Raw genomic sequence first — 26,646 nt, 5'->3', positions numbered from 1 at the left:
TTTTCAATGACTCAATCACTTATTAGCTGTTCGCCTGATGTGATGGGGGGTACCCCGGTATTTGCTGGGACACGTGTACCCGTTCAAACTTTGCTGGACTATCTTGAAGCTGGCGAAACAATCAAGAACTTTCTTGAAGGATTTCCAACAGTTAGCCGAGTACAGGTCGTGGCCTTTCTTGAGGAGGCCAAAGATCGAATGGTTGCGGCTGTATTGTGAGGATACTCCTTGATGAATGTATTGACCGGCGATTGGCAAAAGATATTAAAGGGTATGAAGTTAAGACGGTCCCGCAAATGGGATGGGCGACTATCAAAAACGGTGAATTGCTGACTCTTGCCGAAGAAGAATTCGACGTCTTCCTACCGTAGATCGGAACCTTTCCTTTCAACAGAATCTTCCCCGTTTCAATCTGGCCGTCATGATCTTGCGGGCACGGAGTAACCGCTTAATGGACTTGCGTCCTTTGGTACCTAAGCTATTAGAATTATTGCCAATGGCAAAGAGGGGTGAAGTGCTTTGGGTCAGCAGTTAATTTTTTGTTGGCCAGGATAGTCACTCAAATTGCGTCCCTGGCTTGACCGTTTTGCTCAGAAGAAATTCCAATGAAATATTGCACCCCTAAGAAATTTGCTGTTCCTTTGAATCGTGCGGAGGTGGCTCAGTCGTGGAGTCAGCGGGGGTATTCGTGCGATGTGTTTGTCGATCCTCCCGGGCGGGAGTGGAATGATTTCGTTCATTCGACCAACGAGCTGGTCACCGTTGTGGAAGGAAAATTGCGAATGACCATTGAGGGTGAAGAGATTATCGCGGAACCCGGAGATGAGGTATTCATTCCGAAAGAAGCCTGTCATTCCGTAAAAAATATTTATCATGCGACGACCACATGGCTGTATGGATATGATTGAGAATTAAAATATGAGTTCCATCGGCTGAATACCGTTTGCGAGATGAGGCCCATCAATGAAAAGCACGCGACCAGGAAGGTGAGGACATTCTGCCGGGCACAGATCCTTCGCCGGCGGCTCAGGGTGACCATATGATTAAGGTTTACCCAAAACATTATTTGTTCGTCCAAGGTCTGTGGGGTGAAATTTAAGTTTTGACATTTCTCTCATATGTCTTGTTCCATGATCCGGCTTATCCGTCTGTCCGACTACACCTGGTGGATCTGAGTGTGTTCACTGGAAGTTCAAATCGGCAAGTCCGCAAAGGCCTGAGGAGGCAATCACCGATTGGTTAGGTATCGAGGAATTTTATAGGTGGATGGAGAAGCTCAGAGTGGGATATCGTATGTCGAATATGGGATTCCTTCTTTGTTCATTGGTGTTGATGAGGTTGGAATGATCCGGTGCTCGTCAACGTAGCCATCCTAAAGGCTGCATGAGCGGGCTGTGAAATGTAGAGATCATGGTCATCTCAAAAGGCTGGTGTCGGGAATCCCCTTTATTGGCAAAATGTTCAGGTCCCGATTTTGAGGGCTTTTTCCGGTTTGAGGTTTGGTCCGCAGGGAGTGTTGAATAATAATAATTTTCAAGGGCATATTAACCCACAGGCACGTTGCATATGAGAGGCCTCGGGGCTGTTCAAAAAAGTTGTCCAGCCCTGTACTGAGGCTTCTCGATGGGAAGGCCGCAGTCATTTTTGCGCGCAGAGCGTACTACTAGTACGTGAGCACGGAAAAATGGCGAGAACGCCGTTGGCGGCATTTTTCAACAGCCCCAAGCAGTATTCATTCATTTCACACAACAATAGGAGAAAAATATGGCGAGTGTCGGTTATCACGAACCCATTGAGGAATTATCCGATGAAACGCGCGACATGCATCGAGCCATCGTTTCGTTGATGGAAGAACTGGAGGCTGTTGATTGGTACAATCAGCGCGCGAATGCGTGCAAAGACGCGGACCTCAAAGCCATTCTTGCGCACAATCGAGACGAGGAGAAGGAGCATGCGGCGATGGTGCTTGAATGGATTCGACGCAAGGATCCTACATTTTCGAAGCATTTGAAGGACTTTCTGTTTACGGAGAAACCCATCGCGCATAAGTAGCCGAGCGATGTCGATTACACGGACCTCTGCCAGGGTTCAATGACGTTTGGCTTATTCGGTTGGCTGGCAGAGGGCGTGGACTTCTTCGGTGAGGTCAATGCCCACCGGACACCAGGTAATGCAGCGCCCGCAACCGACGCATCCCGACATGCCGAATTGGTCGATCCATGACCCTAATTTGTGAGTCAGCCACATGCGGTAGCGGTCTTTGGTGGTGGGCCGGAAGTTTTTCCCGTGGATGTAGCCGTGATCCGACGTGAAACACGAATCCCAGACTCGAGCATGTTCCGATTGTTGGTGGTCCAGGGACGGAGTTTCCTCTACCCCATGACAAAAACAGGTAGGACAAACCATCGTACAGTTGGTGCAGGCCAGGCATCGTGTGGCGACCTCGTCCCATCTGGGGTGATCGTGAGCCTCATATAAGCCATGTGGTAACGAAGCATGGGGAAGGGTTCTCGTCTGGCTGGCTGCGCAGGCGGCTATCCGTTCATCGTCCTGCTGAATCCGGGCTTCAGGCGCCACACTGCACGCAAGGTGTTCCAATACTTCCAGTCCTGCGGGGCTCCCGGCTTGAATCAGAAAGTCTTCATCCGCTTCGGTCAGGCTGAGATCGTACCCTTCTTGGGCTTTTGGTCCGGTCCCCATTGATGCACAAAAGCACGTTTCCAGCGCCCTCGTGCAGTTGACGGCGATGAGGAGGAGATTGTTTCGTCTCTGTTGGTAGTAGTGATCAGGATAGGAACCATTCAGGAAAATCTGATCTTGAATGCCGAGTCCTGCAAGATCGCACGCTCGTATTCCCAGCACGGCGGTTCGTGGTATCTCAGGAACGGTCTCTTTGACTGAAAATGTTTTTCCGTTGCGGTCCAGGACTAACAGGGTTTCTCGTGGAGTAAACACCAGTGGCTTGAGAGATTGTGGGCCGTGAACGATATTAAAATACCGGGGATTGGAGTCTGGTTCCAGTCGATACCTTCCTGGGCGTTGCTGGTCCTTCCACCCGATCGGGAGGTCTTCTCCACGGGTAATTTCGCCCCATTGAATCGAGCCGTTGGAGAGGACCGGCCCAAGGATCCGATAGCCAAGCTTCTGGAGAATGCGAATCAGATGAGAAAAATCCTGGCGGTGTAAGAGTCCTGGCGGAGAAGGTTTAAAAGATTCGTGGGTCATGATTGCCTTATAGCTTACAGACCAATGTGACCCCGGAGAATGTTGTAATCATACGCGGATTGGCCTGTGCGTCGCAGACCCGGATCATGTTGTTCCATTTGGTCAATGATGGCTGCAACCTCCTTTGTGTCCTGTTGCGCAGAGCAGAAATGCCGAGGACTTTGTCCTTTCAGACGCGGCGAAGGCTTTTCTGCCCATTCCAAATAGACGGTCTCAAGCCACGACGCGAGGATCTGTTGCTCTTCTTCTTTGGGGACAATGGTGGGGGGAGCGATGTAGCTGTCTGATAAGAGATCCACTTCAGGAGTCTGATGTTGAGGGGGAGAGGTGGTTTCCCCCTGGAAGTGCAGTAAGAAGCCAAAGGCTGCGGCCAGTTGGTGCTTGACGGTATCCAGCCGGTCTGCAGAATCGGTTTCGACAAATAATTGTGTGGGTGTCAATGTGAGGCGGGCGACGGGGGATGCTCCGGCACCGGATGGGTCCTGCGGTGGGAGCCATACCCACGTTAAGGTGTCGCTTTGTGAAGCCGTTGACGTCGGCTTGTCGGCGTTTTTTTGCAAAGGAGTGAATTGATCAATCCCACGAAGTCCGTTAGCCAGTGCGCGGAAGTCATGGTGTTCATACAGGGCGATGGCATAGAGAAATGTTTCGCCTTGGGTATTCTGATAGTCAATCTGTGAGTCAACGACCGTCCAGGCTCCCCGTCGCACTTTGGCGACACTCCACATGATCATATACCCGAAGTTCTTGGCGAATTCTGCCCATTCTGCAAGGGCAAAATTGCCCGTGCCAATCTCAATTTCCCGTCGCGTCTCATTGGTCAATTCGAAGACGGCTTTTCCCATGCTGGAGGAAAGGATGAGCGGGGGACCAGGCAGGCGAATGTCGGCCAATCCACGAAGAAGCCGGGTGAGCAGGACCTGTCCAACTTTGTAGGGTACCGGTCGAGTGTGGGGGAGAACATCAAATATCTGTTGGTCTCCCAACGATTGCAGACGGATTTGAGTAGCCTGATTCCCCTGATCCAGCGCTTGCACCTCGAGCAGATCCATATAGGAATGTCGCAAGGAATCCAGCCAGACTCGTTCCTCTTGCGGGACATGTTCCGTTACCAGGTCCCGAACCTGCTCGATGAGAGAAGCATGGCCGTCAGTCGGCAAATAATCGGCATAGATGAACCACCTGGCCAGTTCCTCTTCTTCCGGCAAGGGGGCCAATGGCGGAACCATGAGTGGATTGAAATAGGGCTGAAGGGCGTGGCTTAGGGCCAGTTGTCGCTGTATTTGAAAGTCCGGTTGGAGCGATTGTTGCTCCAATCGGGTTAACAGACTTCGAAGGCCTTCTTCCGATCCGGCTATAGGGTGGGAGTGATTGTCTGCCATCGTCACACGTTCAGGGTTTATGCTGGAGAAGATGTGGTCTTGTCATTGGCGAGCGATGGATGATGTCCTCCTTCGAATTTCGGACTTTTAATCGTGAGGACGGGATAGGGACTTTGTTCGAGTAACTTATAGGCTGTGCTGCCCAGGATCATCCGGGTCAGTCCTTTTCTGCCATGGCTCCCCATGATAATAAGATCTGCTTGCTGAATGGCACTGGTTTCCAGGATGCCATCCACGGTTGGCTTATCGAGTAACTCATATTGGGCGGATAGACCCTGTTCGGTCAGGACAGCGGTGAGGTCGGCCAAACGCTTTTCGACTTTATCCCGGTTGGTTTTTTCTTGAAGCGGATGAGTCAGGGTGAAGTCCAAACTGTAAGACAATGGTTCAATGGCATGGACCAGGGTTAGAGGCACATCAAACCATTTGGCGATTTGGACCGCGTATTCATAGGCATCCATGGAGCAATCGGAGAACTCTAAGGGCAGAACGATTTGGCGCGGGAGGATTTGCAAGGGATGCATCGCGGAGATATCCTCTGATTCCCGGTGAGGAATGGACAGAACCGGACATGGAGCTCGTTGAATCACCCGTTCCGCCACGCTCCCGAATAAAACTCGATTGAATCCCGTCCACCCGTGGGTTCCCATCATAATTAAATCGCATTTTTTCTCCCGTGCGACCTCGCAAATGCATTCAGAAGGGAGACCTGCCAGCAGTTCCATGGATGCTCTCGGAACCTGTTGCCGGGCCTCGGCCACGAGTGTGTCCAACTCTTCCCGAGCCACCTTGCGTTGTTCATCCAGGAATTGTTGGGCGACTCCGGCGTCGATATCCAGCCCCGGTTGCAGGGAATGGACATGAAGAATGGTCAGTTGCGCTTCAAAGACCTTTGCCCACTCCACCGCATATCGAAAGGCAGGAGTGGAACTTGGTGAAAAATCGGTAGGAAGCAGAATATGGGTGACGATCTTGACCATAACGGTATTAGCCTTTCGCCTTAGGGTGAAAGCCAGAGCGCACTCTCAGAAATTCTAATTGCTCGGGCACCCGACCACAACCCGTAGGGAATTCAGAGGTTGCCGCTTACACGGCGTCCACGGTCAGGAGGAGAATTTCCCCTTTCATCTCCTTATGGATCGAACATTGAAATTGGAATCGCCCCGAGTGGTTGAGCATCAAACGGATTGAGGCTTCCTGGCCGGGCTCAAGAAGGACGCCTTCTACGCCCTTTCCATAGGTGACGACGCCGTTGCTATCGACATGGGTCAGAGTATTCAGGAACATGTCGGATCCAAAATCATGGCGTACCGTATCTTTGTTTGTGATGTAGATAATTGTCTCTGTGTCCAGTTGAAGAGGCATTTGGGTGGTTTGAAACGTGTATCCCTCAATGGTCACGATCACTTCTTGTATGGGCTGCGCGCTGGGCGTGGACATACCTCCTAGGAGAAAGAATCCAATGGCCAGAACCCAAGCCCGGCGAAATAGGCATTTTCGAAGGTTGTGCATGTGTGGATGACCTCCCTTGCCTTGAAGTGACTGGTCTCACTCGACTTATTGCTACTGATCGTCTTGTCATTACAAAGTACCCGGGTTCCCCGCTTCAATTCAGAAGGGGGAACCCTCTTACTCATGAAACTTTTACAGCAATACTTTTCGGTTTTGCCCGGTCGCTTTTTGGTAAATGGACGTGCAACACCCCTTCCTTGAATTCCGCCGACACTTTCTCGGGATCGGCATCTTCGGGGATGGTGAAACTTCGGGAAAAACTCCCATAGGCCCGCTCGATCCGGTGATACTTTTTATCCTTCTCTTCCTTCTCATACTTTCGTTCACCGGAAAGGACTAACACATCGTTTTGTACACTGATTTTAATTTCATCCTTTTTGACCTCGGGAAGCTCGGCTTTGACCAGGTATTCTTTTGGGTCTTCCGTGATGTCTACCAGGGGAGCCCATTCGGCGACGCGCAACGCTTCTTGACGTTCCCCTTCTTTTCTGACCGGTGCCCGGCCAAACAAGGTTGAAAGCCGACCCTGTAACTCATCCAATTCTCGAAACGGATCCCAACGTGTGATGGCACTCATCTCATAACCTCCTTTTTACCCTGGAAGAAAAATATGGATCATACCTACATCTGATACACAGCAATGGGTATGCCAACAGTTTAAAAAGAAAGGCGGCGGAAATTTGAGAGAAAAGCTTCAAAAAACCCCTTGTTCTCTAGCCTTCGTGGCAAAGCGCCTCATTTAAAGCGATCAGATCTGTAGCAGATGTCATCAACAGGAAAGAGGAATCCGGTCCTTCTGCTCCTGAATGCTTACCGGACAATCAATACCGGACATGGGGTCTGGTGTAAGACGGAATGCGAAACGCTCCCCATCAAAAACCGGGAGAACCCTCCCCGGCTATGCATACCCATCATGATCAGGTCGGATTGGGAGGCGTGGCGTTGTTCCAGGATGGCATAGGCGGGATTGCCAATCCCGACATGCGCTTGACAGGCAAAGTTCATCCGGGTGAGCCGGTCCGTGATGGGTTTCATTCGTTCCCGGGCCTCCTCTATGGCATGGGCTTCCAGTCGGTCCGATTGTCCTACTGTGGTCGGCCATGACAATTGGGGTTGTGGCCAGACGGCAAACACCTCGACCTCTACCGGTTGTCGAAAAGGTTGGAGAGCCAAAAACTGTAACGCCGCGTCTGCGTCTTCTTGACCCTCAATGGGGAGAAGTATTTTTTTTAACTGAGTCATGGGAGTTTTGACGATCATGGTTGAACACGGCGCATGCATCAGGACCCCATGAGACACGCTCCCGAGAATCAGTTCTTTGACTGGGCCAAGACCCCTGGCTCCCAACACGATCAGGTTGCATTGTGCGGATCGTGCTGTTTCCACAATCACGTCGACCGGATGTCCAATTTGATGGACCCGCTGCACATGGGAGAAATCAGTAGGCAGGTGTTTCTGTGCCTCATCGAGAATTTTCTCCCCTTCTTTTCGCAATTGGTCTTTGATTTCTTCCTGGGCCTCGGTTCTGAGATCCGGCGTAATCATGGGGTAGTTGAAATCAGGAAGGTTGAGAGCATGAACCAGCGTCAATTCTTCAGGCGGCGTAAAATGTGCAAGAGTCTGAACAGAAGAGGTGGAACAGGATGAACCATCAACTGAAATCACAATTCTCATGGGATCTCCCTTTTCAATGTTGTTCTCCTTACGCTACCGCAATTGAAAGACAGCAAGAGGAATGCCACCGTGATACCCCGTAATCTTCATAGAGGCGTGCTTTTCCCTTATTTTCTCATGTGTAGTCTGGTACCAAGAGAAGGGATCGCGGTGATGAAAGTATTGAGGGTAGTAGGGCATCGCTGCTTTTCTAATGTGGCAACGTAGCATAGCTTGAGTTGGACCAGATGGTGCAAATTGCTACAGTAAAGATGCCTCTGATTGGTGAAAAAGGCTACAGATGGGGAACGGTTTTGGTCGCCTCTCGTCGTTATTCCGGTAGTGGATGGGGGTGCACACAGAAGGGAAGTATATCTAAACCAGGATGGGCTGAGGCTGTTATTTCTGATAAATCATGGTTTTCAGGTTACTGAGTTAAACAAGGAATATGGCAATGATCAACGATTCTCCAGCTGTCTTAGTCGTCGATGATGAACCCGAAATGCGGCAATTACTGCGGGATATTCTCGAGGAAGAGCACTATCGAGTTATGGTGGCTTCAGACGGTCACGACGCGCTTAACCGGATGGAAACGGAAAAATTTCCTGTGGTCGTCACGGATTTACGGATGAAAGGCATGGACGGGCTGGCATTGTTGGATCATGTCCTTCGAAAGCATCCGGAGTCCAATCTCATCATGATGACGGCATTTGGCACCGTTGAGTCAGCCGTTGATGCGATGAAGCAAGGGGCCTTCGACTATCTCACCAAACCCATCAAGAGCAATGAATTATCGGTGACGGTGGCGAAAGCCATGCGAGAGGCACTTCTTCGCCAGGAGGTCAAGCAATTACGGCAACAGGTCAGCCGGGAATTTTCCTTTGACCAGATTCTCGGGAAAAGTAAACCGATGAAAGAAATTTTTGATCTGATCCGGCGGGTGGCTGATTCACAGACGAATATTTTAATCACGGGAGAAAGTGGGACTGGAAAAGAACTTGTGGCTAAGGCCATTCATTTTAATAGTCAACGCAAGGCCGCGCCTTTTGTTCCGGTCAACTGTGCGGCAATTCCTGAACTGTTGTTGGAAAGCGAACTGTTTGGTCATGTGCGCGGCGCCTTTACGGATGCGAAGTCGGATAAACCCGGTTTATTTGAAGAGGCTCACAATGGCACGTTGTTTTTGGATGAAATCAGTGAAATGCCCATGATGCTTCAAGCCAAGTTGCTTCGTGCCGTGCAGGAGCGTGAAATCCGACGGGTAGGGGCCACTCGCTCCACGTCGATCAATGTCCGGTTGGTGGTCGCCACGAACGTGCATTTACGTGAGGAGGTGAAGGCCAAGCGGTTTCGGGAGGATTTGTATTATCGGTTGAATGTGATTGAACTCCACTTGCCTCCTCTTCGGGATCGCACAGAGGATCTGCCTATCCTGGTTCAGGGGTTGCTTCAAAAAAGTGGCACTGCGCAGCAAAAACACATTGAAAGTGTCGAAGAACCGGCCATGGCCCGGCTTATGGATTATCAGTGGCCGGGTAATGTGAGAGAGTTAGAAAATATTCTCGAGCGTGCGGCGACCCTGACGCAGGGGAAAAAGATTTGTTTGGATGATCTTCCCTCCAATATTCGGAGCATCCAAGGAGATGGACAACTCATCGGTGATGCTGCGGAGCGGTTACTTCCCCTTGAGCAATTAGAAAAGTCTTACATCCGGCGGGTGCTGGAAAAAATGGGTGGGAATAAATATCAAACGGCGCATGTGCTCGGCATTGATCGAAAGACGTTATATCGCAAGCTGGCTGAAATGGAGGAAGTCGTATGAAGTCACCAAGCGTCAGGATGATCGCGCTGAATGATGGTGCACTCCCCCATTCCGCTCCCGGAGGTCTCCCTCTTTCTCCGGGTTCAGCCTTGCGAGAGATGTTTCATGGGTCCTTCTCTCAACCATTCATTGAATCTTAGTCTCCTGTTTGTCAGATACACCCTTCCGGTCAATCGATGAGTCACGATCCACGAACCCCAGACCTTCATCAGGAAGTTTATGCACTCCGTCAGGAATTGGCAGAATTGCGAGCCGTCCAGGCCATGCATCAGGAAGCCAGTGACGGGTTGGAGGCGATTGAGCAGCAATTGGCAGGGATCATCCATTCGGCCATGGATGCCATTATCATCATCGATGACAATCAACGGATTGTCATCTTTAATGCGGCCGCTGAGGAAATTTTTCAGTGTTCGGCTCAAGAGGCACTGGGGAATACCCTCGACCGATTTATTCCGCCTCCGCTCCGGTCCGCCCATCGTGAACACATCCGCCGATTTGCTGAAACCGGAGCAACGTCCCGACGGATGGGGGCCAACATGGAAATTTCCGGACTGCGGGGGAATGGTGAGACTTTTCCTTTGGAAGCCTCGATTTCTCAAGCCGAACGAGGGGGGAAGCGATGGTTGACGGTGATTCTTCGGGATATTTCCCAGCGAAAGCAACATGAAGAGCGGTTATCCTACCTGGGGAGAATTCTTGAGGATTCTGTCAATGAGATCTATGTGTTTGATGACACGAGTCTGCGATTTACTCAAGTCAACAAAGGCGCGAGAGAAAATATCGGATACACTATGGAAGAATTGTGGGTCATGACACCGCTGGATTTGAAACCGGATCTGCCGAACGATCAGTTTCTTGAGCTGTTGGCCCTTCTTCGGACGGGCCAACGGGAACAAGTGGATTTTCGGACAACTCATCGGAGAAAAGATCGAACGACGTATCCGGTTGAAGTCCATCTTCAATATTTACGGGAGGAGAGGCGTCGGGTCTTCCTGGCGATTATCATGGATTTGACGGAACGAGTGGCGACCGAGCAGGAATTACAGGAGGCGCAACGGACCTTATCGACCCTCCTCACCAATCTGCCCGGCATGGTCTATCGATGTCAAAATGATCCAGGCTGGACCATGGAGTTCGTCAGCCCGAGTTGTCTAGACCTGACGGGATTTTCACCTGAACAATTTGTTGCCACCCGACAAATCTCGTATGGCGAACATGTCATGTTTCAAGAAGACCGTCAACTGGTGTGGCAGAATGTGCAGGAGGCGCTCATCAACCGTAAGCCGTTTCAGTTGAGTTATCGGATTCGCACACTGGATGGAACCGTCAAGTGGGTGTGGGAGCAGGGATGTGGGATCTTTTCAGAAACAGGCGAGATTGTCGGGATTGAAGGGTACGTAGTGGATATTACCCAACAACGCGCATTGGAGGATCAACTGCGAAAAACGGAACGATTGGCCGAGTTGGGCACGTTGGCATCGGGCATGGCCCATGAAATCGGGACGCCGATGAATGTGATATTAGGGAGAGCCGAGTTGTTAATGCGTAAAGCGCCGGATGAGCGTACCAAGCGGGGTTTGGAAACAATTGTGACTCAGGTGGAACGCATTACCAAAATTATGAATCAATTACTAAGCTTTGCCCGGAAACGTCCGGCTGTTCGGCAGCCTGTCAATTTAGAAACCGTGATGATCGATGTTCTGGATGTGCTGCAGGAGAGGTTGGGTAAACAGCATATTCAGGTGAGGAAAACCGTTGGCCCTCACTTGCCAAAGGTATTGGCGGATCCGGATCACATGAATCAGGTATTGTTAAATCTTATTTTGAATGCCTGCCAGGCGATGGCTGATGGAGGCACGCTGAGCTTGGCTCTTCACCCGACCGATGACACGGTGGATCTCACTGTGCAAGATACCGGCAGTGGGATTCCTCAGGAGCAGCTCGCCAAGATTTTCGATCCGTTTTTTTCCACCAAGGCCGTGGGGGAGGGGACCGGCTTGGGGCTCACCGTGGTCCATGGCATTCTCCAGGAGCATCAAGGTGCCATCCGTGTGACGAGTGTGCCAGGCCAAGGGACAACCTTTATCGTTTCCCTGCCCATTTATTCTGAAGAAGTCAGGCCTGAGGCGTAGGTCGACGAGGAATCGAAGATAATTTCTGCTGATTGCGCCAGTTTCCCTTTTCTCCTTGCTCCTGTCTTCTCATTCCTCACGATTCACCCTTCACAATTCCCATCACTTTCGTTCGTGTCCTTCCGGTTCGATGTGGACGACCACGTCCTCCAGCGATTCAAAATGATCAATGAGATGCTCTTCAATTCTGGTCGCGAGAGCATGGGCTTGTTCGACTGAGAGGGTTGGATCAACATGAACCGAGAGATCCATGAAGACATGATGGGTCAATCCGCGTGTTCTGATATCGTGACAATGCCGGACGCCTGGTACCGACATTACGGTTGTTTGGACTTCCTTTGGGTCCAATCGAACCGCGTCTGTGAACGAAGCCAGGACGTCTTTGAGCACGATGAACGCCGTCCAGGCGATCACGCCGGCAATCAAGACCGCAACCAAAGGATCAACGAAGGCATATCCGGCTTTCACAGCCAAGAGCCCTACCAATACTGAAAATGATGTCAGGACATCACTCGCCGTGTGATAGGAGTCCGCTGTGAGAATATCGCTTCTGAGTTCAGTGCCTTTCCGCCGTTCCCATTGAGCCACGAAGATATTGATCCCCATGGTCCCGATCATGATGAAAAAACTGATTCCGGTTACCTGAGGGTGCAGGTCCAAGGTCCATGACTGATAGGCTTTCCACAGGAGATAGAGACAGGTCATGACCAGAAAACCGCCAATGCTTCCGGCTGCCAGGGTTTCAAATTTTTTATGACCATAGGGATGATTGGCATCCGGAGGAGCCGTAGCCAGCCAGAGTCCAAGCAACCCAATCACATTCGAGAGACCATCAAAGGTGGAATGGAGGCCGTCAGCCTGCAGACCTAATGAATACGTCATCACGCCATAGCCCCACTTTGCGGCGGCGACAATTAGATTCAAAATGAGGATCCACCACAGGATCCGGCGAATTTCTCCAAGACGACTCATGTTTGGTGTAACAAAATCAAGAGGAAGTAGGCCTGAGTCTTCATGCGTGTGCGCGGGTTTTTCATTTACCCCGCTGGGCCGAAGAGTGTTCCGACTCCCGCGGTCAGCCCCATTGCCAGTGCACCCCAAAATGTGACGCGTAGGGCGCCCGTCATCACCGACGCACCGCCCGCGTGAGCGGCTAATCCTCCTAACCCCGCGAGAAACACCAGAGAGGTTCCAGTAACCACGGGAATCAAACTGGTTTCCGGGACGATGGTCGCGGTCACAAGAGGTAAGGCGGCTCCCATGGCAAAGCTTCCGGCAGATGCCAGGGCCGCCTGAATTGGACGTGCACTGAGATTTTCGGAAATGCCCAGTTCGTCGCGTGCATGCGCCCCGATGGCGTCGTGGGCCATGAGTTGTGTGGCGACCTGCCTTGCGAGTGCTGGATCGAGACCGCGCCCAACATAGAGAGCGGCGAGTTCCTTGTGTTCACCTGAAGGGTCCGAGAGAAGTTCCGTGTGCTCAAGAGCCAGATCGGCCTCTTCGGTATCTGCCTGTGATTGGACCGACACATACTCTCCGGCTGCCATTGACATGGCTCCCGCGACCAGGCCGGCTACCCCCGCGATCAAGACATCGCTATGAGTGGCATTTGCCGACGAAACTCCGAGTAGGAGGCTGGCTGTCGACACGATCCCGTCGTTGGCGCCTAAGACCGCTGCCCGGAGCCATCCGATGCGTTCAGTTCGGTGACGTTCCCTATGCCTTATTCGCATGTATCGAGTTTCCCATATACCCAGGGACTCACGGCCGAAGGGTTTCTTTGTAAAGGTTTTTCATCGCGGGAAACAAAAAGCTGAAAACCGCTCTTGGGCTCTCTATGCTGGAACTCCAGATGTTACTTCACCAAACGTTTACGGATTGACTGCAATTCTTTCTGGCGCGCTTTGGTCATGGTCGGGTAACTCATATTGAGACTCTTCAATGTTTCGACGATCACATGTGAAATGATAAGCCTGGCGTTCTTTTTGTCATCGGCAGGCACGACATACCAGGGCGCCATCTCTGTGCTTGTGGCACTTAAACAGGCCTCATAGGCCTGCATATACTCTTTCCAGTACTTTCGTTCCTTAATATCGGCCAGGCTGAACTTCCAGTTCTTTTCCGGTTCATCAATGCGTTGAAGGAACCGCTTTCGCTGCTCTTCCTCTGAAAGATGAAGGAAAAATTTTATGATTCGCGTGCCATTGCGGTAGAGATGGCTCTCCAGGTCTGCGATAGAACGATACCGATCTCGCCAAAGAGTCTTTTCATTAAGCAATTCGTCCGGCAGCCCCTGGCTCAACAGAATCTCCGGATGCACTCGCACGATGAGAACCTCCTCGTAATAGGAACGATTGAAGATACCGATGCGTCCGCGTTCAGGCAAAGATTGCGTGGTGCGCCACAGAAAATCGTGGTCCAGTTCCGTTGCGCTGGGGTGCTTGAAGCTGAACACCTGGCAACCTTGTGGATTCACTCCCGACATGACGTGCCGGATCGCGCCGTCCTTGCCTGCGGCGTCCATGGCCTGAAATATCAGCAGCAACGCATAGCGATTGTAGGCATAGTGGAGACGTTGAAGCGAGCTGAGTTCCTCCGTGTGTTCATTGAGTCGCTTCTTGTACTGGGACTTTGAAGTGTAAAGCTCCTTCACCCTGGTTGGCCACTTGGTGAGATTGACCGTTTTGCCTTCGGGCACCCGGAATTCTTTTGTATGTATGTTCATGGTGGTTCTTCCTTCATCGTTCGATGTGTGAGGTATCTGGCTGGCCTTCCCTGGCGGCTGGTGTGTCGGCCAGGGCCTCAAAACCGGAGATGACGTCGAACAGTTCCTCGTCGATGCTCCGCTGGCGCAACTGGTGAAAGCGTCGATTAAGGTCTGCCAGCAATTCGTCGATGTTCTTCTCGGCACGTTGCATGGCGGCCAGGCGGCTGGCGTTTTCGCCGGCCAGCGATTCGGCGCAGGCCCGGAAGAGTGAGATGAAGAGATATTCGTGGATGAGCGATCGCAGCGTGGCGGTTGCACTCCCGATGATTTCCGGTAGATTTCCGGTCGGCCAGGGGAGTGTGGCTAACTCGCTTCGCCAGGTTTCGTCCAACGGGAGTAGTCGTTGGGTGACCGGCGCATACCTCGTTCTTGACGTGGGGCTGTTGTAGAAGAGGTGGAGTTCGGCGGATTCCTCCAGATTCCCATGTGCTTCGCTTTCCAGGAGAATCTGTCCGACAAGCGGTGTGATGGCCTTGACTGAATTGGGGACGGGGAAAAATTCCACCAACTGCAGGCCTGCGTCTGTCAGACGCGCCTGCACACGTTCACCGACCGCCATGACTCTGGGTTGCCCGGGGAGAGCGGCCAATGTCTTGACGGCATAGTCCGCGATCACCTCGTTGAATTGGCCCACCAGTCCCTGATCCGACCCGAACACGACTGCCCCAAGCTGCCTTGCCGGAGTGTGCCTCTTGTGTGCTCCCATCAAGGGCATGGGCGGACCTTCCCGGAAACAGACGCGTAAGCCCAGCTCCACTGTGCGAGCGTAATCGGCCAATGCGTGCACCGATTGTTCATATTGTCCGATATTCGAGGCAGCCAGAGCCTTCATCGTGCGAACGACGGATTGCAGATCCCCGGCTCCGCGGATTTGCCGACGGAGGCTGACCATGGTGTCGCTCATGATTTCTCCTTGAATTCCGGCAGCAACTGAAAGCGCGTGAGGGTTTGGTGTGCGATGCGGATAATGGTTTCACGATCTTCATCCTGTAATTTTGCCGGGCCCTCCAAGCGTTTGCATACCTCAAAGGGAATATCCAGGGCTGCTTTGTGCAGGGCTTGTTCGGCTTTGGCCATGAGATCAAGCGGCACGCGATCAAAAAGATTTTCAGCCACGGCCAGGAGCAGGGTAATTTGGGCCGTGACGGACACCGGGACGAACTCCGGCTGTTTGAGGCAGGCGCGAATTCGCCTCCCGTGTTCAATGGTCCGGCGGGTATCGTCATCCAGTCTGGCCCCGAAGCGGGCGAAGGTTTCCAATTCTTCAAACTGTGCATAAGCCAACTTGAGATCGCCCGCCACGGCGCGATAGGCTGCCCGCTGGGCTTTGCCTCCCACCCGGGAAACGGATTTGCCGACATCGACGGCAGGCAATACCCCCAATTCGAACAGGGAGGGCGAGAGATAGATCTGCCCATCCGTGATGGAAATCAGGTTGGTTGGAATGTAGGCAGAAATGTTTTGTGCTTCGGTTTCGATGATGGGCAATGCTGTCAGGGAGCCGCCACCGAATTCTTGACGCACGTGTGTGGCGCGCTCCAGAAGCCGCGAGTGAATGTAAAAGATATCGCCCGGGAAGGCTTCCCGACCGGGCGGGCGGCGCAAGAGCAGGGACAGCTCCCGATATGCGCGCGCATGATGCGTCAGGTCATCATAGACAATCAGCACATCCCGACCCTGGTCCATGAAATATTCCGCAATGCTGGTTGCGGCATACGGGGCGATATAGGCCAGACCCGGGGGATCATTTCCTTCCGTTACGACGACGACGGTATACTCCATTGCGCCTTGTTCCCGCAGCGTGGCTACCACTTTCGCCACTCCTGACGCGCGTTGGCCGATGGCGCAATAGACGCACAACACATTCTGGTCGCGCTGGTTGAGAATGGTGTCGAGTGCAATCGCGGTCTTGCCCGTTTGACGGTCTCCGAGAATCAACTCCCGCTGACCCCTTCCAATGGGGATGAGGGCATCGATCACTTTGATGCCGGTTTGTAAGGGTACCGTGACGGGTGCGCGATTCATGATGGGCGGTGCCGGTCGTTCGATCGGGAGGCGTTCGCTGGAGATCACCGGCCCCTGATCATCCAGAGGCCGACCCAACGGATTGACGACCCGCCCAATCAATCCGTCGCACACCGGTACGTCCATGACGTGTCCCCTCCGCTCCACCTCATCTCCCGCTTGCAACTGCCAGTCTTCTCCCAGGAGCACGACGCCGATGTCGTCTTCATCGACGTTGAAGGCAATGCCATACACTTCGCCGGGAAACTTCAGTACCTCTTCAAAGCCCACGCCTGGAAGTCCGGACACTCTGGCAATGCCGGTGGAGACATTCATGATCCTGCCGACTTCATGTGCCGTCAGTCCTGGCGCGAAGCGTTCGCGAACCTCGCGCAATTCAGTAAACGTGGTATTCAGGAGACTGTGGAGATCTTCAGGTTCCATGGTGACGGGCTCAGGACTCAGAATGTGCAGTGGCCTTGATTGTCTGTTTTGGACGTGCCTTCAGAAGATCGTCGACGGTTTTTTTTAACGAGGAGAGATACTCTCCGATGCTCCAGGCCACCTTGTGACCGTTTGCCGTGAGCTCGATACCGCTTACCGTGTCCGGGGAGGTCTCAAATTGGACTTGGGGCTCACTGTCGAACACACTCGTGACCGCCCCTTCAATTGCGTGGCGCTGGGCCTCGGGCAGGTGGTACGTGCTGCGCACGATCGCTGAAGAGGTTCCGGTCCTGAAGGCCAGCTTCAGCGCATCTTTCTCGGAAGGATCCAAGTCCTGCAAACGGCGGATGAAGGCATCAGTCATTTGCTCTTCCAGGTTGATCGAAGCGAGGTCCGCTAATGCCTTTCGCGCGATGGCAAAGACTTCATCCCGTGTTCGGCGGGTGAGTTCTTCGCTCAGGTTCTGGTGCTCTCTTCCTAACGCTTCCTGCCACCTGATGCGCAAGGTGTCCGACTCGTTCCGTGCCCGGTCGATCAGTCGCTGACGCTCGGCTGTGGCCTCGTCGATCGCCCTGTCCAACAGGGCAACGCGCGCGCGCTCGAACTCCTCGTTCTTCCGTTTGAATTCGTCCTGTTCCTGACGGGCTTGGGCCTTTTTCGCGTCGGCGTCTGCAAGCTCAGTGGCGATCCGCTTCTCCCTTGCGTCAATGGCATCGAGGATGGGCTTGTACAGAAAACGCTTCAACAACCAGACCAGGATGAGAAAGTTGAGCGCCTGCGCGACAACGGTGAACCAGTCGATGGGCATCGTGTTACTTTCCCGCGGCCTGAGCGAGGACGTGGTTCCAGAAGGGATTGGCAAAAATCAGAATCATCGAAATGACGAAACAGTAAATGGCCGTGGACTCGATCATCGCCAGACCGACAAACAGCGTCCGGGTGATCGTGTTTGAGGCATCGGGCTGCTGAGCCAGGGAGGTCAACGCTGTGGAGACCGCCCGTCCTTCTCCCAGAGCCGGCCCAATGCAGCCGAGACCGGTGGTGATGCCGGCTGTGACAATCGATGCCACGGCGATAAGCGTCATGCTGTCCATAGTGTCTCCTTTGATGTTTGTGACTGAGGTGTCAATGTGCTGACCCGGGTTCAGGTGTCATCTGTCGTGTCCGTGTCGCGGCCGCAATATAGACCGTGGCCAGAATGCTGAAAATATAGGCTTGGACCATGCCGGTAAGCAGACCGAGCAGGCTCATGACGATCGGGAAGATGAAGGGCGTGATGGTCAGCAGAATGCCGACAATCATGGCTCCGCTCATCATGTTCCCGAACAGACGGATGGCCAGAGCCAGTGTGCGCGAGATTTCGCTGATCACGTTAAACGGCAGCATGATGAAGGTCGGTTGCAGGTATGACTTGAAATAACCGCCAAGGCCTTGCTCCCCGATGCCGAAAAGCGGGACAGCGACAAAGACACAGAGGGCAAGGGCCACCGTGGTCGAGAGGGAGCCCGTTGGCGCCTCGTAACCGGGAATGATGGTGCAGAGGTTGGCGGTGGCAACGAACAGAAAGATCGTTCCCAGAAAACTAAGATACTTGTGCGGGTGACTCAGCCCCACCTCTTCGATTTGTTTTTCGATGGCCGTGACGATGATTTCCAGAAGATTCTGCCAGCGGGAACGTTGCAAGCCGGTAGAAAGGTTGCGCGTAATCATTGTTGAGCCGACGGTCAACAAGAGCATCAATCCCCATGTCACCATAATGGTGGCATTCAGTTTGATGAACCCGTAGTGCCAGAAAATAATGTCGTCCGGGCTAAGGCGCATGGCCGGCCTCCCGTGGCAGAGATGGCGGGTCTTCCATTGAGCCGGTTATTCGGGTCACAATCGGACGCGCGATGGTAAATCCCACGAGGCCTGCCAGCAGCCTCTCCCAATGGCCATCCGAGACCACATACAAACCGGCCAGGGTGAGCCCGGTACGCAGCAACAGGCTGCCAAAGAACCAGAGGGCGGGCCGCGTGGATGTCACGCCTTTCCGAACCGTCCACCACAGGCCCCCGAAAAACATGGCTCCAAGCAAAAGGCCCGTTATCAGCGCCGAGGCTACACTGAAGATGTCATTCATCGTGATTCTCCTGTTCCGCTTGAATTTCCTTATCTTCCCTGGTGACCCAATGCCAGGCATTGACACAGCCGATGAACAGGCCGATAAAGAGCAATGTGAGCGTCCATGAATGCGGTCCGGGGTAATGTTTGTCCAGCCAGAGTCCGATGGCCGCGCCGAGCAAGGTCGGAATCGCGACGGACCAGCCCACCAGTCCCATCATGCCCAACCCAAACCAGACGGTTTGCGTTCGGTGGCGTTGTGCTTTGAGTTTGCGTGTCGCTTTTGTGCCAACCTTTCTGGCTAAGATCGTCTCCTCAGGTGAGAGTTTCTCAGACATGACGGAAATCCGCCAATCGGCGCATAAAGCTACTTTCCAACTTGACCATCACCGAGCGGAGGCTTTGCTCCTGTTCGTCCAGAGTCAGAAATTCACGTTCCACCGTCTCACGCAATTTCCGGAGGTCGGTTCCGGCAATCGCGTTGCGCACGGAGACCATCACATCAGGTCCGCTTTTGACCAGTACTCCTTCATCAATGGCAATGTATTGCTCATTTTCTGTGGCGGTCTCATAGGTCAGAATCCCCGGCTCGAGGGCCGCCACGCAGTCCAGCCGTTGCGGCAAAAGGCCAAACGAGCCTTCCCGTGTTTCCGCGACGAGACGTGCCACCGACTTTTGCACGGTGAAAATACGGAACGGCAGAAGAATTTTCAGGGTCATGAGCATCGGCGGCATATTCGAGTACTGGTTTCGGTCTCCCCGGTCATTTCGATGACCGGGGGGACTGTGTAGTGTTTGTGGCGACGGTGTCCGATTCCTGTTCGTCTGGAAATCCGGATTTTCCCGCCTTGGCTTTTTCCTTCGCTTCCTCAACCTCTCCAATCATGTACAGGGCATGTTCAGGATAATCCTTAAATTCGTCCTGCAGGATCCGTTCACAACCGTCCAGGGCATCTTTCCGGCTGACGAGTTTCCCCTTGAGTCCTGAAAATTGTTCCGTGGTAAAAAACGGCTGGGTGAGAAATCGCTCAAGCCGTCTGGCCCGCGCGACCACGTTGCGGTCCTCCGGGGATAATTGCTCCAGGCCAAGCATGGCGATGATATCCTTGAGTTCCGCATATTGTGCGAGCGTCCGCCGGACTTCCTGCGCGATGCGGTAATGCCGTTCCCCAATCGTGCCAGGGGTGGCCATTTTAGAACTGGACTGCAGGGGGTCAATGGCGGGGTAGAGTCCCTCACTGGCTCGTTTGCGCGAAAGCACGATGGATGCCGAAAGATGAGAGAACGTGTGTACCGCCGCCGGATCGGTAAAATCATCCGCGGGAACATAGACCGCTTGAATCGAGGTGATGGCGCCGGTATCGGTGTTAGCGATGCGTTCCTCCAATCGGGCCAGTTCGGTGCCCATTGTGGGCTGATAGCCAAGCCGGGAAGGCATCTGCCCCATCAATCCTGAAACCTCAGAGCCAGCCTGGATGAAACGGAAAATGTTATCGATGAGGAGGAGGACGTCCCGATGCTCGTCGTCACGGAAATACTCCGCCATGGTCAGTGCCGCGTGGCCTACTCGGAACCGGCTGCCCGGTGGTTCGTTCATCTGCCCGAACACCATGACCATATTCGGCAGCACACCGGCTTCCTTCATTTCGCGGTAGAGTTCTTCACCTTCCCGACAGCGTTCGCCTATCCCGCAAAAAATACTGACGCCCCGGTGTTGCCCGATCATGTTGTGAATCATCTCGGTGAGCAAAACGGTCTTTCCCACGCCTGCTCCGCCAAATAGACCGCCTTTGCCTCCGCGCTCAAGCGGCATCAGCACATCAATCACCTTAATGCCGGTCTCGAAGATCTCAGATTGGGTGGAGCGTCGCGCTAAGGCCGGCGGGGCTTGATGGACGGTGCGAAAATGGATCTCTGATGGTGCAAGCTTGCGGTCGATGACGTTGCCGAACACGTCGAACATGCGGGAGAGAATGCCCTTGCCGACCGGTGCCATGAGCGGCCCCCCGGTGTCTTCCACGGCCATGCCACGCGCGAGGCCTTGCGTGGGCGTGAGCGCAATACCGCGCACCCGATGGGTGTCGAGTTGAGCCAACACCTCGATGGCGATTCGGCCTTCCCGGCCCGCGCGCAATAACGAATAGATGGGTGGTAAATGGTGATCGAACCGGACATCCACGACACTGCCACGCACTGAGACGACTGTACCGGAGTTGGGGGGACTGGTCTTCATGTTCACCTCATGCCTCTTTGGATGTCCGGTAGCCCGGAGTCAGGGCGTCGGTTGAGCGGTCTTGTGTCGGTGATCAACCCGGGTTTCCTTTCTCTTGCAGAGGATGCCGGGCGGTGACATACGGCCTTTTATTCAACCTCTGCTCGCATGCATGAGTCAACGTCTCCGCTGATAGCCAAGTGAAAAGGATCCGGTTATCTACCAAATCCGCAGACAATGTTCAGTCATTGTACGATTGAAGAGAGCCTGGATCCACCATGCTCCCTACAATCATCCGGTTTCAGATTTCACCAAGCCGAATAGGGGCACCCCGATCATCCATTTCTGTTTGTCACGTCACCATCCTATGGTTTTTCTCCCCTTCGCCGGCTTTTATGAGGGCTTTTCGGGTCATGACCGGTCCGATAAATTCGAAGATGATCGTGGAGCCGATTGCAATCGGAAGAATCACTTCCTTGAGGTCGGGCAGGTGTTGACTGGCTAATAATGCCATGCCCAACGCGACTCCGGCTTGCGGCCAGAGTGCCATGCCCATCCATTGTCGAATGAGGGGAGATGCCCCGCTGACGAGTCCCCCCCCCCAGGACCCGATCACCCGGCCTGTGAGTCGCAGTATGATGTAGGCAACGCCCAGCAGGCTTGTTGCTTGTAAGGCATGCAGGTCCAATGAGGCCCCGGCCAGGATAAAAAAGAGGATCATGAACGGCCACTCAATTCCTTCAATGGCGGTAAAGGGCCGTCGGTGGTGAACGGATAAATTGGCCACGGTAGCTCCTAAGACCATACCCGCTAGAATAAAAGAAACATGCAAGAAAACGGCAAGGCCTCCACACAGCAGGACGAGCCCTAACGCCTCGGCTTGAGTGGGCTCCCCTTGCTTGATGCGTCCGGTTAAATAGGCCATGGGAATCCCCAGCACTAGTCCCAGCAGCATGGCTCCGGCGATTTCCCATACTCCCAGCAGGAGCATGTCCCACCCGGTTCCCTGTCCGGAAAACGTTTGAGCAATAGCCAGGAGAACGCTAAAGATCAGGAGGCCCCAGACGTCGTCAATGGCCACGACACTTTCCAATGTCTTGGCAAATTCCCCTTTCGCCCGAATCTCCCGGATGACATCTATGGTGGCAGCAGGATCGGTCGCCAGGGCAATACCCGCCAGGATGAGTGCAATTTCTATCTGGACGCCAAAGGCCAGAAGTCCAATGAAGACGGTCGTGGCGGTTGCGAGGACTGCTCCAATCGAGATCCACAAAACGACGGTTCCCCTTTTTTGTAGAGACGAACCGGTCATATGATGTCCAAGAAGGAACCCCACCATGGTTAAGGCGATGTTAGTCACGAGAGAAAACCAGTCTTCCCGGAAGTCCGGCAAGAGATCGAGTCCGGATGGACCGATGGCAAACCCGGCAAGCAGTAACAAGGTGACTCTTGGGATAAACGTTCGGCGTCCCAACAGATCGGTGAGCAGCCCTAACAGGAATAAGGCGCCAAGCGTAATCAGTATTTTAGGGATGTCGTCCATCAGCTTTTCTCAAGAAACGCTCAAAGTGGTTGGTGTCGGCGTTGATAAGGAACCGACCTAAAGAAGAACCGGTTACTTCCAATCCAAGAATGATTCCTTTCTGCCTGAATGACCGGGGCCATCACATTAATGTCTTGGGTAAGAAATTCGAATGCGTCCGACCACCTGATGTGATGAGTGACGGGGTTAAGACCACTCCGCTGAAAACGACAGACCCTGCCAGGCATGAGTGTGGAAAAGGGATAAGCACTGCTCTCGAAAACGTTAACTGGGGAAGTGGGGATGGAGGGAAACGTGAGGAGGGAGGTTGACTGACGTCCATAAGGCATAAATGAGGAAAGGGAGAGGAGACAGGAGGAACCCCTAGGGCTGGAACCGCTGTCCCGGGCAACAGGAAGCCCTTGGTGTCTGAAGGGGATTGAGGGTGTCGTCGGCAATTATTTTCTTTTTCTTGAAACGGACGAGGGTTTGGTGCGCTTCTTTTTCGGTTCCGTTTTGACCGGTTTGGATACCGCATCAACATCGGTGAAGGGCTGTCGTTGATGATAAGGATGCGGGACGCAAAGCACTGGACATGTCACGGTGCGAACCACTTTTTCGGCCGTACTGCCAAAAAAAATCCTGGTAATATCGCCCGTTTGGCCCCCATAACTGCCCATGACCACAAGGTCGACCTGTTCTGTTCGTGTCATACGGGCAATTTCTATAAAAGGGTTCCCTTCGCTGAGTACACGCGTAATTTTTAGCCCTTTGGTTTCAGGCAACGTCAACAGGCCCCGCGCCAGAAGACGAGCCTGGTGATGTAATCGTTTTTTTTGGACTTTCTCCTCTGAGGGCAGCGCGAGCCCGAGAGCGTTCAGGGCATCAAGGGACTTGGTGTCGATGACATGAAGAAGTATGACCTCTGAATGAAAACTTCGTGCCAGACGAAGACCAACTAGAAACGCCTCTCGTGAGGATGGAGCAAAATCGACGGGTATCAGAATTTTTTGAAACAAACCGTCACCCATGTTGTTGACCTCATGATGTGGTTGTCATAGCGTAGATATTTACGATAATGCATGAGAACTCAGCAAAGAAAATGCCAGACCATGTTCTTTTCCTGAGAGGAGGGTTTGAGCGAGAGTTAGACGTGACAAAACGTTGGCTCCTGGTCAACTAATTTTATTCGTCTCCTGAAAAAAGCGGAAAAAAGCTACACCATACTGAAGGAAAATAGTCCCAAAAAAGGGCATGTGGAAATAGCGTGAAAGGTTATGACGTTTTCTTTTCATGTAAATTTCAAACTTCCGGCCAGAAAAATATTGGTCAAATACTTTTCCGCTTGGCAGGATTCCTGCGAGTGGAAGAGTGTGTCGTCATGAAGAATGGACTTGTGTGAAGTGTTCTGTGTGAATGAGATTGAGGAGATGAGCCAATGAAAATCCTGTGTGCGGTTGATGAATCGGAGTTTTCTCTCTGGGCCCTGGAATGTATAGGCAAGCTGTTTCGACATTCGGTAAGCGAGTTGGTGTTGTTGCATGCGGTTGATCCACGGATCTTGAAAGGTGGTGGGGGGAAGCGACCGAAAAAGCATGAGTCAGGAACCAAAGATATTTCTCAAAAACTGGAGGCAGCGGGTCAGAAGGTCTTGACGGGTTGTGCGCACCGAATCGATTTGGCATTAAGCCAGGCCACGACAAAGCCCTTCGCGGCGATTAAGACGGCCTTGGTGAAAGGGCATGTGGCTGATTCAATTATCAGCTATTCCGAGCGGAGCCGGCCTGACTTGGTGGTTGTGGGATCACGCGGAATGAACGATCTCCCGGGATATCTGCTTGGAAGTATTTCCAGGACGATTCTGACTCATGGTCCCTGCTCCGTCCTGACGGTCAAGAGTCCGCTCGACGTGCCGGCTTCCGTCCTACTTGCCTTGGATGGGTCCAAGGCATCCAAGTTTGCGGCAAACAAGGTGAAAGAATGGTTGTCTCCCGAAGAGGTGACCCTTCACCTGGTGTCGGTTGTGCCCGATATCTTGACGGATGCGTCCAAGAAGATATTCCCGAAATCACGGCTGAAGACCCTGGTGGCACCTCTTCGGCAGCATGCTCAGGAATGCCTTGAGCAATATCGAGAATTGTTTCTTAAGGAAGGGTTCCAAGTGGTGGGAGAACGTCTTCAGGGGAATCCACGGGAGAAAATTGTTGAGTCGGTTCCAGCCTGTCACTCCAAATTGGTGGTCATGGGATCCAAGGGGCTTACGGGTGTGGAACGATTTACCATGGGAAGTGTCTCGGAATGGGTGAGCGCGTATGCGCCTTCGTCCGTGCTGGTCGTCCGGCATTAACCTCAATCGCATGAATGCCGAATGTTTTGCCGGCTTTCATCGATGACCATCTGATGAAGCTCGGACTTGACACGACATAAAGAACACAAAGGAGGGATATTGTTGAACACAGGAAAGACAGGTCATTCGCATGTGAGGTCGGTGAAACCAGGAGGGTCGTGGGTCGTAGGGCTGATGGGATTCATATTCATCGGATGGCTGATGGCCACCGGAGCCTATGGGGAGCATCTGGATGTGTCCGGTGGCCTCACCGGCACCTCCCCGGATTGTCATGGGGCATTCCTCGGAAAACAGGTTCCGGAAGAGACGCTGGTCCGGATGTTTGCCGCACATGCCCTATGGCTCGCCGATCATCAAGACCCGAAAGGGATGCAGGCCGATTTATGCGGGGCCGATCTGGCCGGGGTTGATTTTCGGGAAAAGGATTTGAGCGGGGCCAACTTTCAAGGGGCCGACCTGACGCGTGCCGTGTTCACCACGGCCAAGTTAGTCCATGTAAACATTCAAAAAGCTAACCTCACCGAAGCCTCTTTCTACTCGGTTGATATGCGCGGAGCCAATGTCTCAGGTGCCAGGGCCCGGTTGGCGGATTTTCGAAAAGCCGATTTGACCCAGGCCAATTTCACGGGGGCCGATTTGCGAGAAGCGAATCTCGCAGAGTCTCGTTTCCGCCTGGGTGTTTTACGAGGCGCTGATTTGGAGGAGGCCAATCTGGTCAGGGCGGATTTCGAAATGGCCAATTTGGCGGAGGCGTCTCTTATTCGAGCCGATGGTCGAGAAGCCAATTTTCACCGAGCCTTACTCGCCAATGTCAAACTTTTGGATGCGGATTTAAACCGAAGCAACTTGCAAGAAGCCGATCTTCGCTCGGCCGATTTGTCCGGGGCGGATTTGGGATTAGCCAATCTGAATGAGGCTGTGCTGACGCAGGCCAATCTCCGTGAAGCGAATTTGGACAGGGCCGTTCTGTTTCAGGCCAATCTCGAAGGAGCCAATTGCGCCGGGGCAAGTTTTCAGAATGCCGACTTGCTTGAGGCGAATTTAGCGAATAGCAATCTTTTGCGGGCGACATTGGATGAAGCCTATCTCGCGAAGGCGAATTTGCAGGGGGCAAATCTGGAAGGCGCCGATGTCTCCTGGGCGAATCTGGTTGAAGCGGATCTTTCGCAGAGCAATCTGGAATTTGCCGTGCTGTTCCGTACCAATCTGCAAGAGGCCAAACTGGATGGGGCGAGGTTTTACGGGGCCGATCTTCGGGGAGCGAATCTCGAAAAAGCCTCTTTGCAGGGCACGCGTTTGGAGGGTGTGGCCATTCGGTATGCCCAAGGTTTAAACCAGGCACAACTGAATCAGTCTTGTGTCGATGCACGAACCCGGTTGCCGGAAGGATTGCTGGGACCGTCTCCATGCCTGCGCTGAGCACGAAAATTTGGACCTCGCAAAACGGTGAAGGGGGTTCAACAAATAGGCTCAATGTCTCATTCACAGGTTTAGAGTGTGAACCCATGGAACCAGACACGG

Annotated in this window: 27 protein-coding genes and 1 pseudogene; 8 read left to right on the top strand and 20 right to left on the bottom strand. The window is 53.1% G+C overall.

Translation table 11 applies throughout. The annotated features are described in order from the left end of the window. Window positions 1-6 precede the first annotated feature (6 nt). The 4 genes and pseudogenes from ACTRXD_RS11620 (at window position 7) to ACTRXD_RS11605 (ending at window position 2,052) form a co-directional block, all read left to right on the top strand. Window positions 7-219, top strand: a complete 213-nt coding sequence (locus tag ACTRXD_RS11620) for a DUF433 domain-containing protein (RefSeq protein ID WP_442431970.1) — start codon at window positions 7-9, stop codon at window positions 217-219. After that, window positions 216-535: pseudogene (locus tag ACTRXD_RS11615) on the top strand (DUF5615 family PIN-like protein). The gene ACTRXD_RS11620 and the pseudogene ACTRXD_RS11615 overlap by 4 nt, the downstream one beginning before the upstream one ends. Before the next feature lie 70 nt (window positions 536-605). Next, complete coding sequence (locus tag ACTRXD_RS11610; RefSeq protein ID WP_442431969.1) at window positions 606-908, top strand: cupin domain-containing protein; 303 nt, start codon at window positions 606-608, stop codon at window positions 906-908. An 856-nt stretch (window positions 909-1,764) separates the two neighbouring features. Then, window positions 1,765-2,052: an encapsulin-associated ferritin-like protein gene (locus tag ACTRXD_RS11605; RefSeq protein WP_442431968.1), complete on the top strand. Its 288-nt coding sequence runs from the start codon at window positions 1,765-1,767 to the stop codon at window positions 2,050-2,052. Window positions 2,053-2,103: 51 nt separating this feature from the next. Here ACTRXD_RS11605 and ACTRXD_RS11600 read toward each other — a convergent pair whose 3' ends face one another. The 6 genes from ACTRXD_RS11600 to ACTRXD_RS11575 all read right to left on the bottom strand — a co-directional run bounded on the left by ACTRXD_RS11600 (window position 2,104) and on the right by ACTRXD_RS11575 (window position 7,793). After that, a complete protein-coding gene (locus ACTRXD_RS11600; RefSeq protein WP_442431967.1) occupies window positions 2,104-3,225 on the bottom strand; it encodes a 4Fe-4S dicluster domain-containing protein in 1,122 nt (373 codons plus the stop codon). A 14-nt stretch (window positions 3,226-3,239) separates the two neighbouring features. Continuing rightward, complete coding sequence (locus ACTRXD_RS11595) at window positions 3,240-4,607, bottom strand: hypothetical protein (protein WP_442431966.1); 1,368 nt, start codon at window positions 4,605-4,607, stop codon at window positions 3,240-3,242. A 17-nt stretch (window positions 4,608-4,624) separates the two neighbouring features. Continuing rightward, window positions 4,625-5,587, bottom strand: coding sequence for a universal stress protein (locus tag ACTRXD_RS11590; protein WP_442431965.1), 963 nt, complete (start codon window positions 5,585-5,587; stop codon window positions 4,625-4,627). Between the two features lie 106 nt (window positions 5,588-5,693). Further along, the gene (locus tag ACTRXD_RS11585) at window positions 5,694-6,119 is read right to left on the bottom strand and encodes a cupredoxin domain-containing protein (protein ID WP_442431964.1); all 426 of its coding nucleotides are present in this window, start codon (window positions 6,117-6,119) and stop codon (window positions 5,694-5,696) included. Between the two features lie 121 nt (window positions 6,120-6,240). Beyond that, a complete protein-coding gene (locus tag ACTRXD_RS11580; protein ID WP_442431963.1) occupies window positions 6,241-6,696 on the bottom strand; it encodes an Hsp20/alpha crystallin family protein in 456 nt (151 codons plus the stop codon). A 233-nt stretch (window positions 6,697-6,929) separates the two neighbouring features. Then, window positions 6,930-7,793, bottom strand: coding sequence for a universal stress protein (locus tag ACTRXD_RS11575; protein ID WP_442431962.1), 864 nt, complete (start codon window positions 7,791-7,793; stop codon window positions 6,930-6,932). Between the two features lie 433 nt (window positions 7,794-8,226). Here ACTRXD_RS11575 and ACTRXD_RS11570 point away from each other — a divergent pair, with 433 nt between their 5' ends. Next, entirely contained in the window at window positions 8,227-9,594 is a 1,368-nt protein-coding gene (locus ACTRXD_RS11570) for a sigma-54-dependent transcriptional regulator (protein ID WP_442431961.1), read from the top strand. 176 nt (window positions 9,595-9,770) lie between these two features. Beyond that, window positions 9,771-11,726, top strand: coding sequence for a PAS domain-containing sensor histidine kinase (locus ACTRXD_RS11565; RefSeq protein ID WP_442431960.1), 1,956 nt, complete (start codon window positions 9,771-9,773; stop codon window positions 11,724-11,726). Window positions 11,727-11,828: 102 nt separating this feature from the next. On the opposite strand, the gene ACTRXD_RS11560 is transcribed toward ACTRXD_RS11565, so the two are convergent. From ACTRXD_RS11560 to ACTRXD_RS11495, 14 genes are all read right to left on the bottom strand, one after another. Then, window positions 11,829-12,698, bottom strand: coding sequence for a cation diffusion facilitator family transporter (locus ACTRXD_RS11560; RefSeq protein WP_442431959.1), 870 nt, complete (start codon window positions 12,696-12,698; stop codon window positions 11,829-11,831). 65 nt (window positions 12,699-12,763) lie between these two features. Further along, window positions 12,764-13,459 (bottom strand): VIT1/CCC1 transporter family protein, encoded by a 696-nt coding sequence (locus tag ACTRXD_RS11555; protein ID WP_442431958.1) that lies wholly within the window; start codon window positions 13,457-13,459, stop codon window positions 12,764-12,766. A 122-nt stretch (window positions 13,460-13,581) separates the two neighbouring features. Further along, window positions 13,582-14,451, bottom strand: coding sequence for an ADP-polyphosphate phosphotransferase (locus tag ACTRXD_RS11550; protein ID WP_442431957.1), 870 nt, complete (start codon window positions 14,449-14,451; stop codon window positions 13,582-13,584). A gap of 13 nt (window positions 14,452-14,464) precedes the next feature. Continuing rightward, entirely contained in the window at window positions 14,465-15,397 is a 933-nt protein-coding gene (locus ACTRXD_RS11545) for a F0F1 ATP synthase subunit gamma (protein ID WP_442431956.1), read from the bottom strand. Beyond that, complete coding sequence (locus ACTRXD_RS11540; protein WP_442431955.1) at window positions 15,394-16,941, bottom strand: alternate F1F0 ATPase, F1 subunit alpha; 1,548 nt, start codon at window positions 16,939-16,941, stop codon at window positions 15,394-15,396. The genes ACTRXD_RS11545 and ACTRXD_RS11540 overlap by 4 nt, the downstream gene beginning before the upstream one ends. Before the next feature lie 10 nt (window positions 16,942-16,951). Next, window positions 16,952-17,749, bottom strand: a complete 798-nt coding sequence (locus ACTRXD_RS11535; protein WP_442431954.1) for a F0F1 ATP synthase subunit B family protein — start codon at window positions 17,747-17,749, stop codon at window positions 16,952-16,954. Between the two features lie 4 nt (window positions 17,750-17,753). Further along, the gene (locus tag ACTRXD_RS11530) at window positions 17,754-18,035 is read right to left on the bottom strand and encodes a F0F1 ATP synthase subunit C (protein WP_442431953.1); all 282 of its coding nucleotides are present in this window, start codon (window positions 18,033-18,035) and stop codon (window positions 17,754-17,756) included. Window positions 18,036-18,066: 31 nt separating this feature from the next. Next, complete coding sequence (locus tag ACTRXD_RS11525) at window positions 18,067-18,762, bottom strand: F0F1 ATP synthase subunit A (RefSeq protein WP_442431952.1); 696 nt, start codon at window positions 18,760-18,762, stop codon at window positions 18,067-18,069. Continuing rightward, the gene (locus tag ACTRXD_RS11520; RefSeq protein WP_442431951.1) at window positions 18,752-19,063 is read right to left on the bottom strand and encodes an N-ATPase subunit AtpR; all 312 of its coding nucleotides are present in this window, start codon (window positions 19,061-19,063) and stop codon (window positions 18,752-18,754) included. Before ACTRXD_RS11520 ends, ACTRXD_RS11525 begins: the two co-directional genes overlap by 11 nt. Beyond that, complete coding sequence (locus tag ACTRXD_RS11515) at window positions 19,056-19,382, bottom strand: AtpZ/AtpI family protein (RefSeq protein WP_442431950.1); 327 nt, start codon at window positions 19,380-19,382, stop codon at window positions 19,056-19,058. The genes ACTRXD_RS11520 and ACTRXD_RS11515 overlap by 8 nt, the downstream gene beginning before the upstream one ends. Then, window positions 19,375-19,764 (bottom strand): F0F1 ATP synthase subunit epsilon, encoded by a 390-nt coding sequence (locus tag ACTRXD_RS11510; RefSeq protein WP_442431949.1) that lies wholly within the window; start codon window positions 19,762-19,764, stop codon window positions 19,375-19,377. Before ACTRXD_RS11510 ends, ACTRXD_RS11515 begins: the two co-directional genes overlap by 8 nt. Window positions 19,765-19,807: 43 nt before the next feature. Continuing rightward, entirely contained in the window at window positions 19,808-21,277 is a 1,470-nt protein-coding gene (gene atpD / locus ACTRXD_RS11505; RefSeq protein WP_442431948.1) for a F0F1 ATP synthase subunit beta, read from the bottom strand. A gap of 331 nt (window positions 21,278-21,608) precedes the next feature. Further along, window positions 21,609-22,799: a cation:proton antiporter gene (locus tag ACTRXD_RS11500; protein WP_442431947.1), complete on the bottom strand. Its 1,191-nt coding sequence runs from the start codon at window positions 22,797-22,799 to the stop codon at window positions 21,609-21,611. Window positions 22,800-23,236: 437 nt separating this feature from the next. Continuing rightward, window positions 23,237-23,809 carry a universal stress protein gene (locus ACTRXD_RS11495; protein ID WP_442431946.1) on the bottom strand — a complete coding sequence of 191 codons (573 nt, stop codon included), beginning with the start codon at window positions 23,807-23,809 and terminating at the stop codon, window positions 23,237-23,239. 407 nt (window positions 23,810-24,216) lie between these two features. Here ACTRXD_RS11495 and ACTRXD_RS11490 point away from each other — a divergent pair, with 407 nt between their 5' ends. Continuing rightward, entirely contained in the window at window positions 24,217-25,125 is a 909-nt protein-coding gene (locus tag ACTRXD_RS11490; protein ID WP_442431945.1) for a universal stress protein, read from the top strand. A 102-nt stretch (window positions 25,126-25,227) separates the two neighbouring features. Further along, window positions 25,228-26,544: a pentapeptide repeat-containing protein gene (locus ACTRXD_RS11485; protein ID WP_442431944.1), complete on the top strand. Its 1,317-nt coding sequence runs from the start codon at window positions 25,228-25,230 to the stop codon at window positions 26,542-26,544. Window positions 26,545-26,646: the final 102 nt, after the last annotated feature.

The sequence above is a fragment of the Nitrospira sp. T9 genome (assembly GCF_052156535.1).
Taxonomy (GTDB): Bacteria; Nitrospirota; Nitrospiria; order Nitrospirales; family UBA8639; genus Nitrospira_E.
The sequence above is the reverse complement of the archived record's forward strand: the minus strand, read 5'-3'. Positions and strand labels throughout refer to the sequence as shown.

Coding starts and splice junctions, on each gene's coding strand:
- ACTRXD_RS11620 (WP_442431970.1), top strand. CDS start 7: ATGACTCAATCACTTATTAGCTGTTCGCCTGATGTGATGGGGGGTACC.
- ACTRXD_RS11610 (WP_442431969.1), top strand. CDS start 606: ATGAAATATTGCACCCCTAAGAAATTTGCTGTTCCTTTGAATCGTGCG.
- ACTRXD_RS11605 (WP_442431968.1), top strand. CDS start 1,765: ATGGCGAGTGTCGGTTATCACGAACCCATTGAGGAATTATCCGATGAA.
- ACTRXD_RS11600 (WP_442431967.1), bottom strand. CDS start 3,225: ATGACCCACGAATCTTTTAAACCTTCTCCGCCAGGACTCTTACACCGC.
- ACTRXD_RS11595 (WP_442431966.1), bottom strand. CDS start 4,607: ATGGCAGACAATCACTCCCACCCTATAGCCGGATCGGAAGAAGGCCTT.
- ACTRXD_RS11590 (WP_442431965.1), bottom strand. CDS start 5,587: ATGGTCAAGATCGTCACCCATATTCTGCTTCCTACCGATTTTTCACCA.
- ACTRXD_RS11585 (WP_442431964.1), bottom strand. CDS start 6,119: ATGCACAACCTTCGAAAATGCCTATTTCGCCGGGCTTGGGTTCTGGCC.
- ACTRXD_RS11580 (WP_442431963.1), bottom strand. CDS start 6,696: ATGAGTGCCATCACACGTTGGGATCCGTTTCGAGAATTGGATGAGTTA.
- ACTRXD_RS11575 (WP_442431962.1), bottom strand. CDS start 7,793: ATGAGAATTGTGATTTCAGTTGATGGTTCATCCTGTTCCACCTCTTCT.
- ACTRXD_RS11570 (WP_442431961.1), top strand. CDS start 8,227: ATGATCAACGATTCTCCAGCTGTCTTAGTCGTCGATGATGAACCCGAA.
- ACTRXD_RS11565 (WP_442431960.1), top strand. CDS start 9,771: ATGAGTCACGATCCACGAACCCCAGACCTTCATCAGGAAGTTTATGCA.
- ACTRXD_RS11560 (WP_442431959.1), bottom strand. CDS start 12,698: ATGAGTCGTCTTGGAGAAATTCGCCGGATCCTGTGGTGGATCCTCATT.
- ACTRXD_RS11555 (WP_442431958.1), bottom strand. CDS start 13,459: ATGCGAATAAGGCATAGGGAACGTCACCGAACTGAACGCATCGGATGG.
- ACTRXD_RS11550 (WP_442431957.1), bottom strand. CDS start 14,451: ATGAACATACATACAAAAGAATTCCGGGTGCCCGAAGGCAAAACGGTC.
- ACTRXD_RS11545 (WP_442431956.1), bottom strand. CDS start 15,397: ATGAGCGACACCATGGTCAGCCTCCGTCGGCAAATCCGCGGAGCCGGG.
- ACTRXD_RS11540 (WP_442431955.1), bottom strand. CDS start 16,941: ATGGAACCTGAAGATCTCCACAGTCTCCTGAATACCACGTTTACTGAA.
- ACTRXD_RS11535 (WP_442431954.1), bottom strand. CDS start 17,749: ATGCCCATCGACTGGTTCACCGTTGTCGCGCAGGCGCTCAACTTTCTC.
- ACTRXD_RS11530 (WP_442431953.1), bottom strand. CDS start 18,035: ATGGACAGCATGACGCTTATCGCCGTGGCATCGATTGTCACAGCCGGC.
- ACTRXD_RS11525 (WP_442431952.1), bottom strand. CDS start 18,762: ATGCGCCTTAGCCCGGACGACATTATTTTCTGGCACTACGGGTTCATC.
- ACTRXD_RS11520 (WP_442431951.1), bottom strand. CDS start 19,063: ATGAATGACATCTTCAGTGTAGCCTCGGCGCTGATAACGGGCCTTTTG.
- ACTRXD_RS11515 (WP_442431950.1), bottom strand. CDS start 19,382: ATGTCTGAGAAACTCTCACCTGAGGAGACGATCTTAGCCAGAAAGGTT.
- ACTRXD_RS11510 (WP_442431949.1), bottom strand. CDS start 19,764: ATGACCCTGAAAATTCTTCTGCCGTTCCGTATTTTCACCGTGCAAAAG.
- atpD (WP_442431948.1), bottom strand. CDS start 21,277: ATGAAGACCAGTCCCCCCAACTCCGGTACAGTCGTCTCAGTGCGTGGC.
- ACTRXD_RS11500 (WP_442431947.1), bottom strand. CDS start 22,799: ATGGACGACATCCCTAAAATACTGATTACGCTTGGCGCCTTATTCCTG.
- ACTRXD_RS11495 (WP_442431946.1), bottom strand. CDS start 23,809: ATGGGTGACGGTTTGTTTCAAAAAATTCTGATACCCGTCGATTTTGCT.
- ACTRXD_RS11490 (WP_442431945.1), top strand. CDS start 24,217: ATGAAAATCCTGTGTGCGGTTGATGAATCGGAGTTTTCTCTCTGGGCC.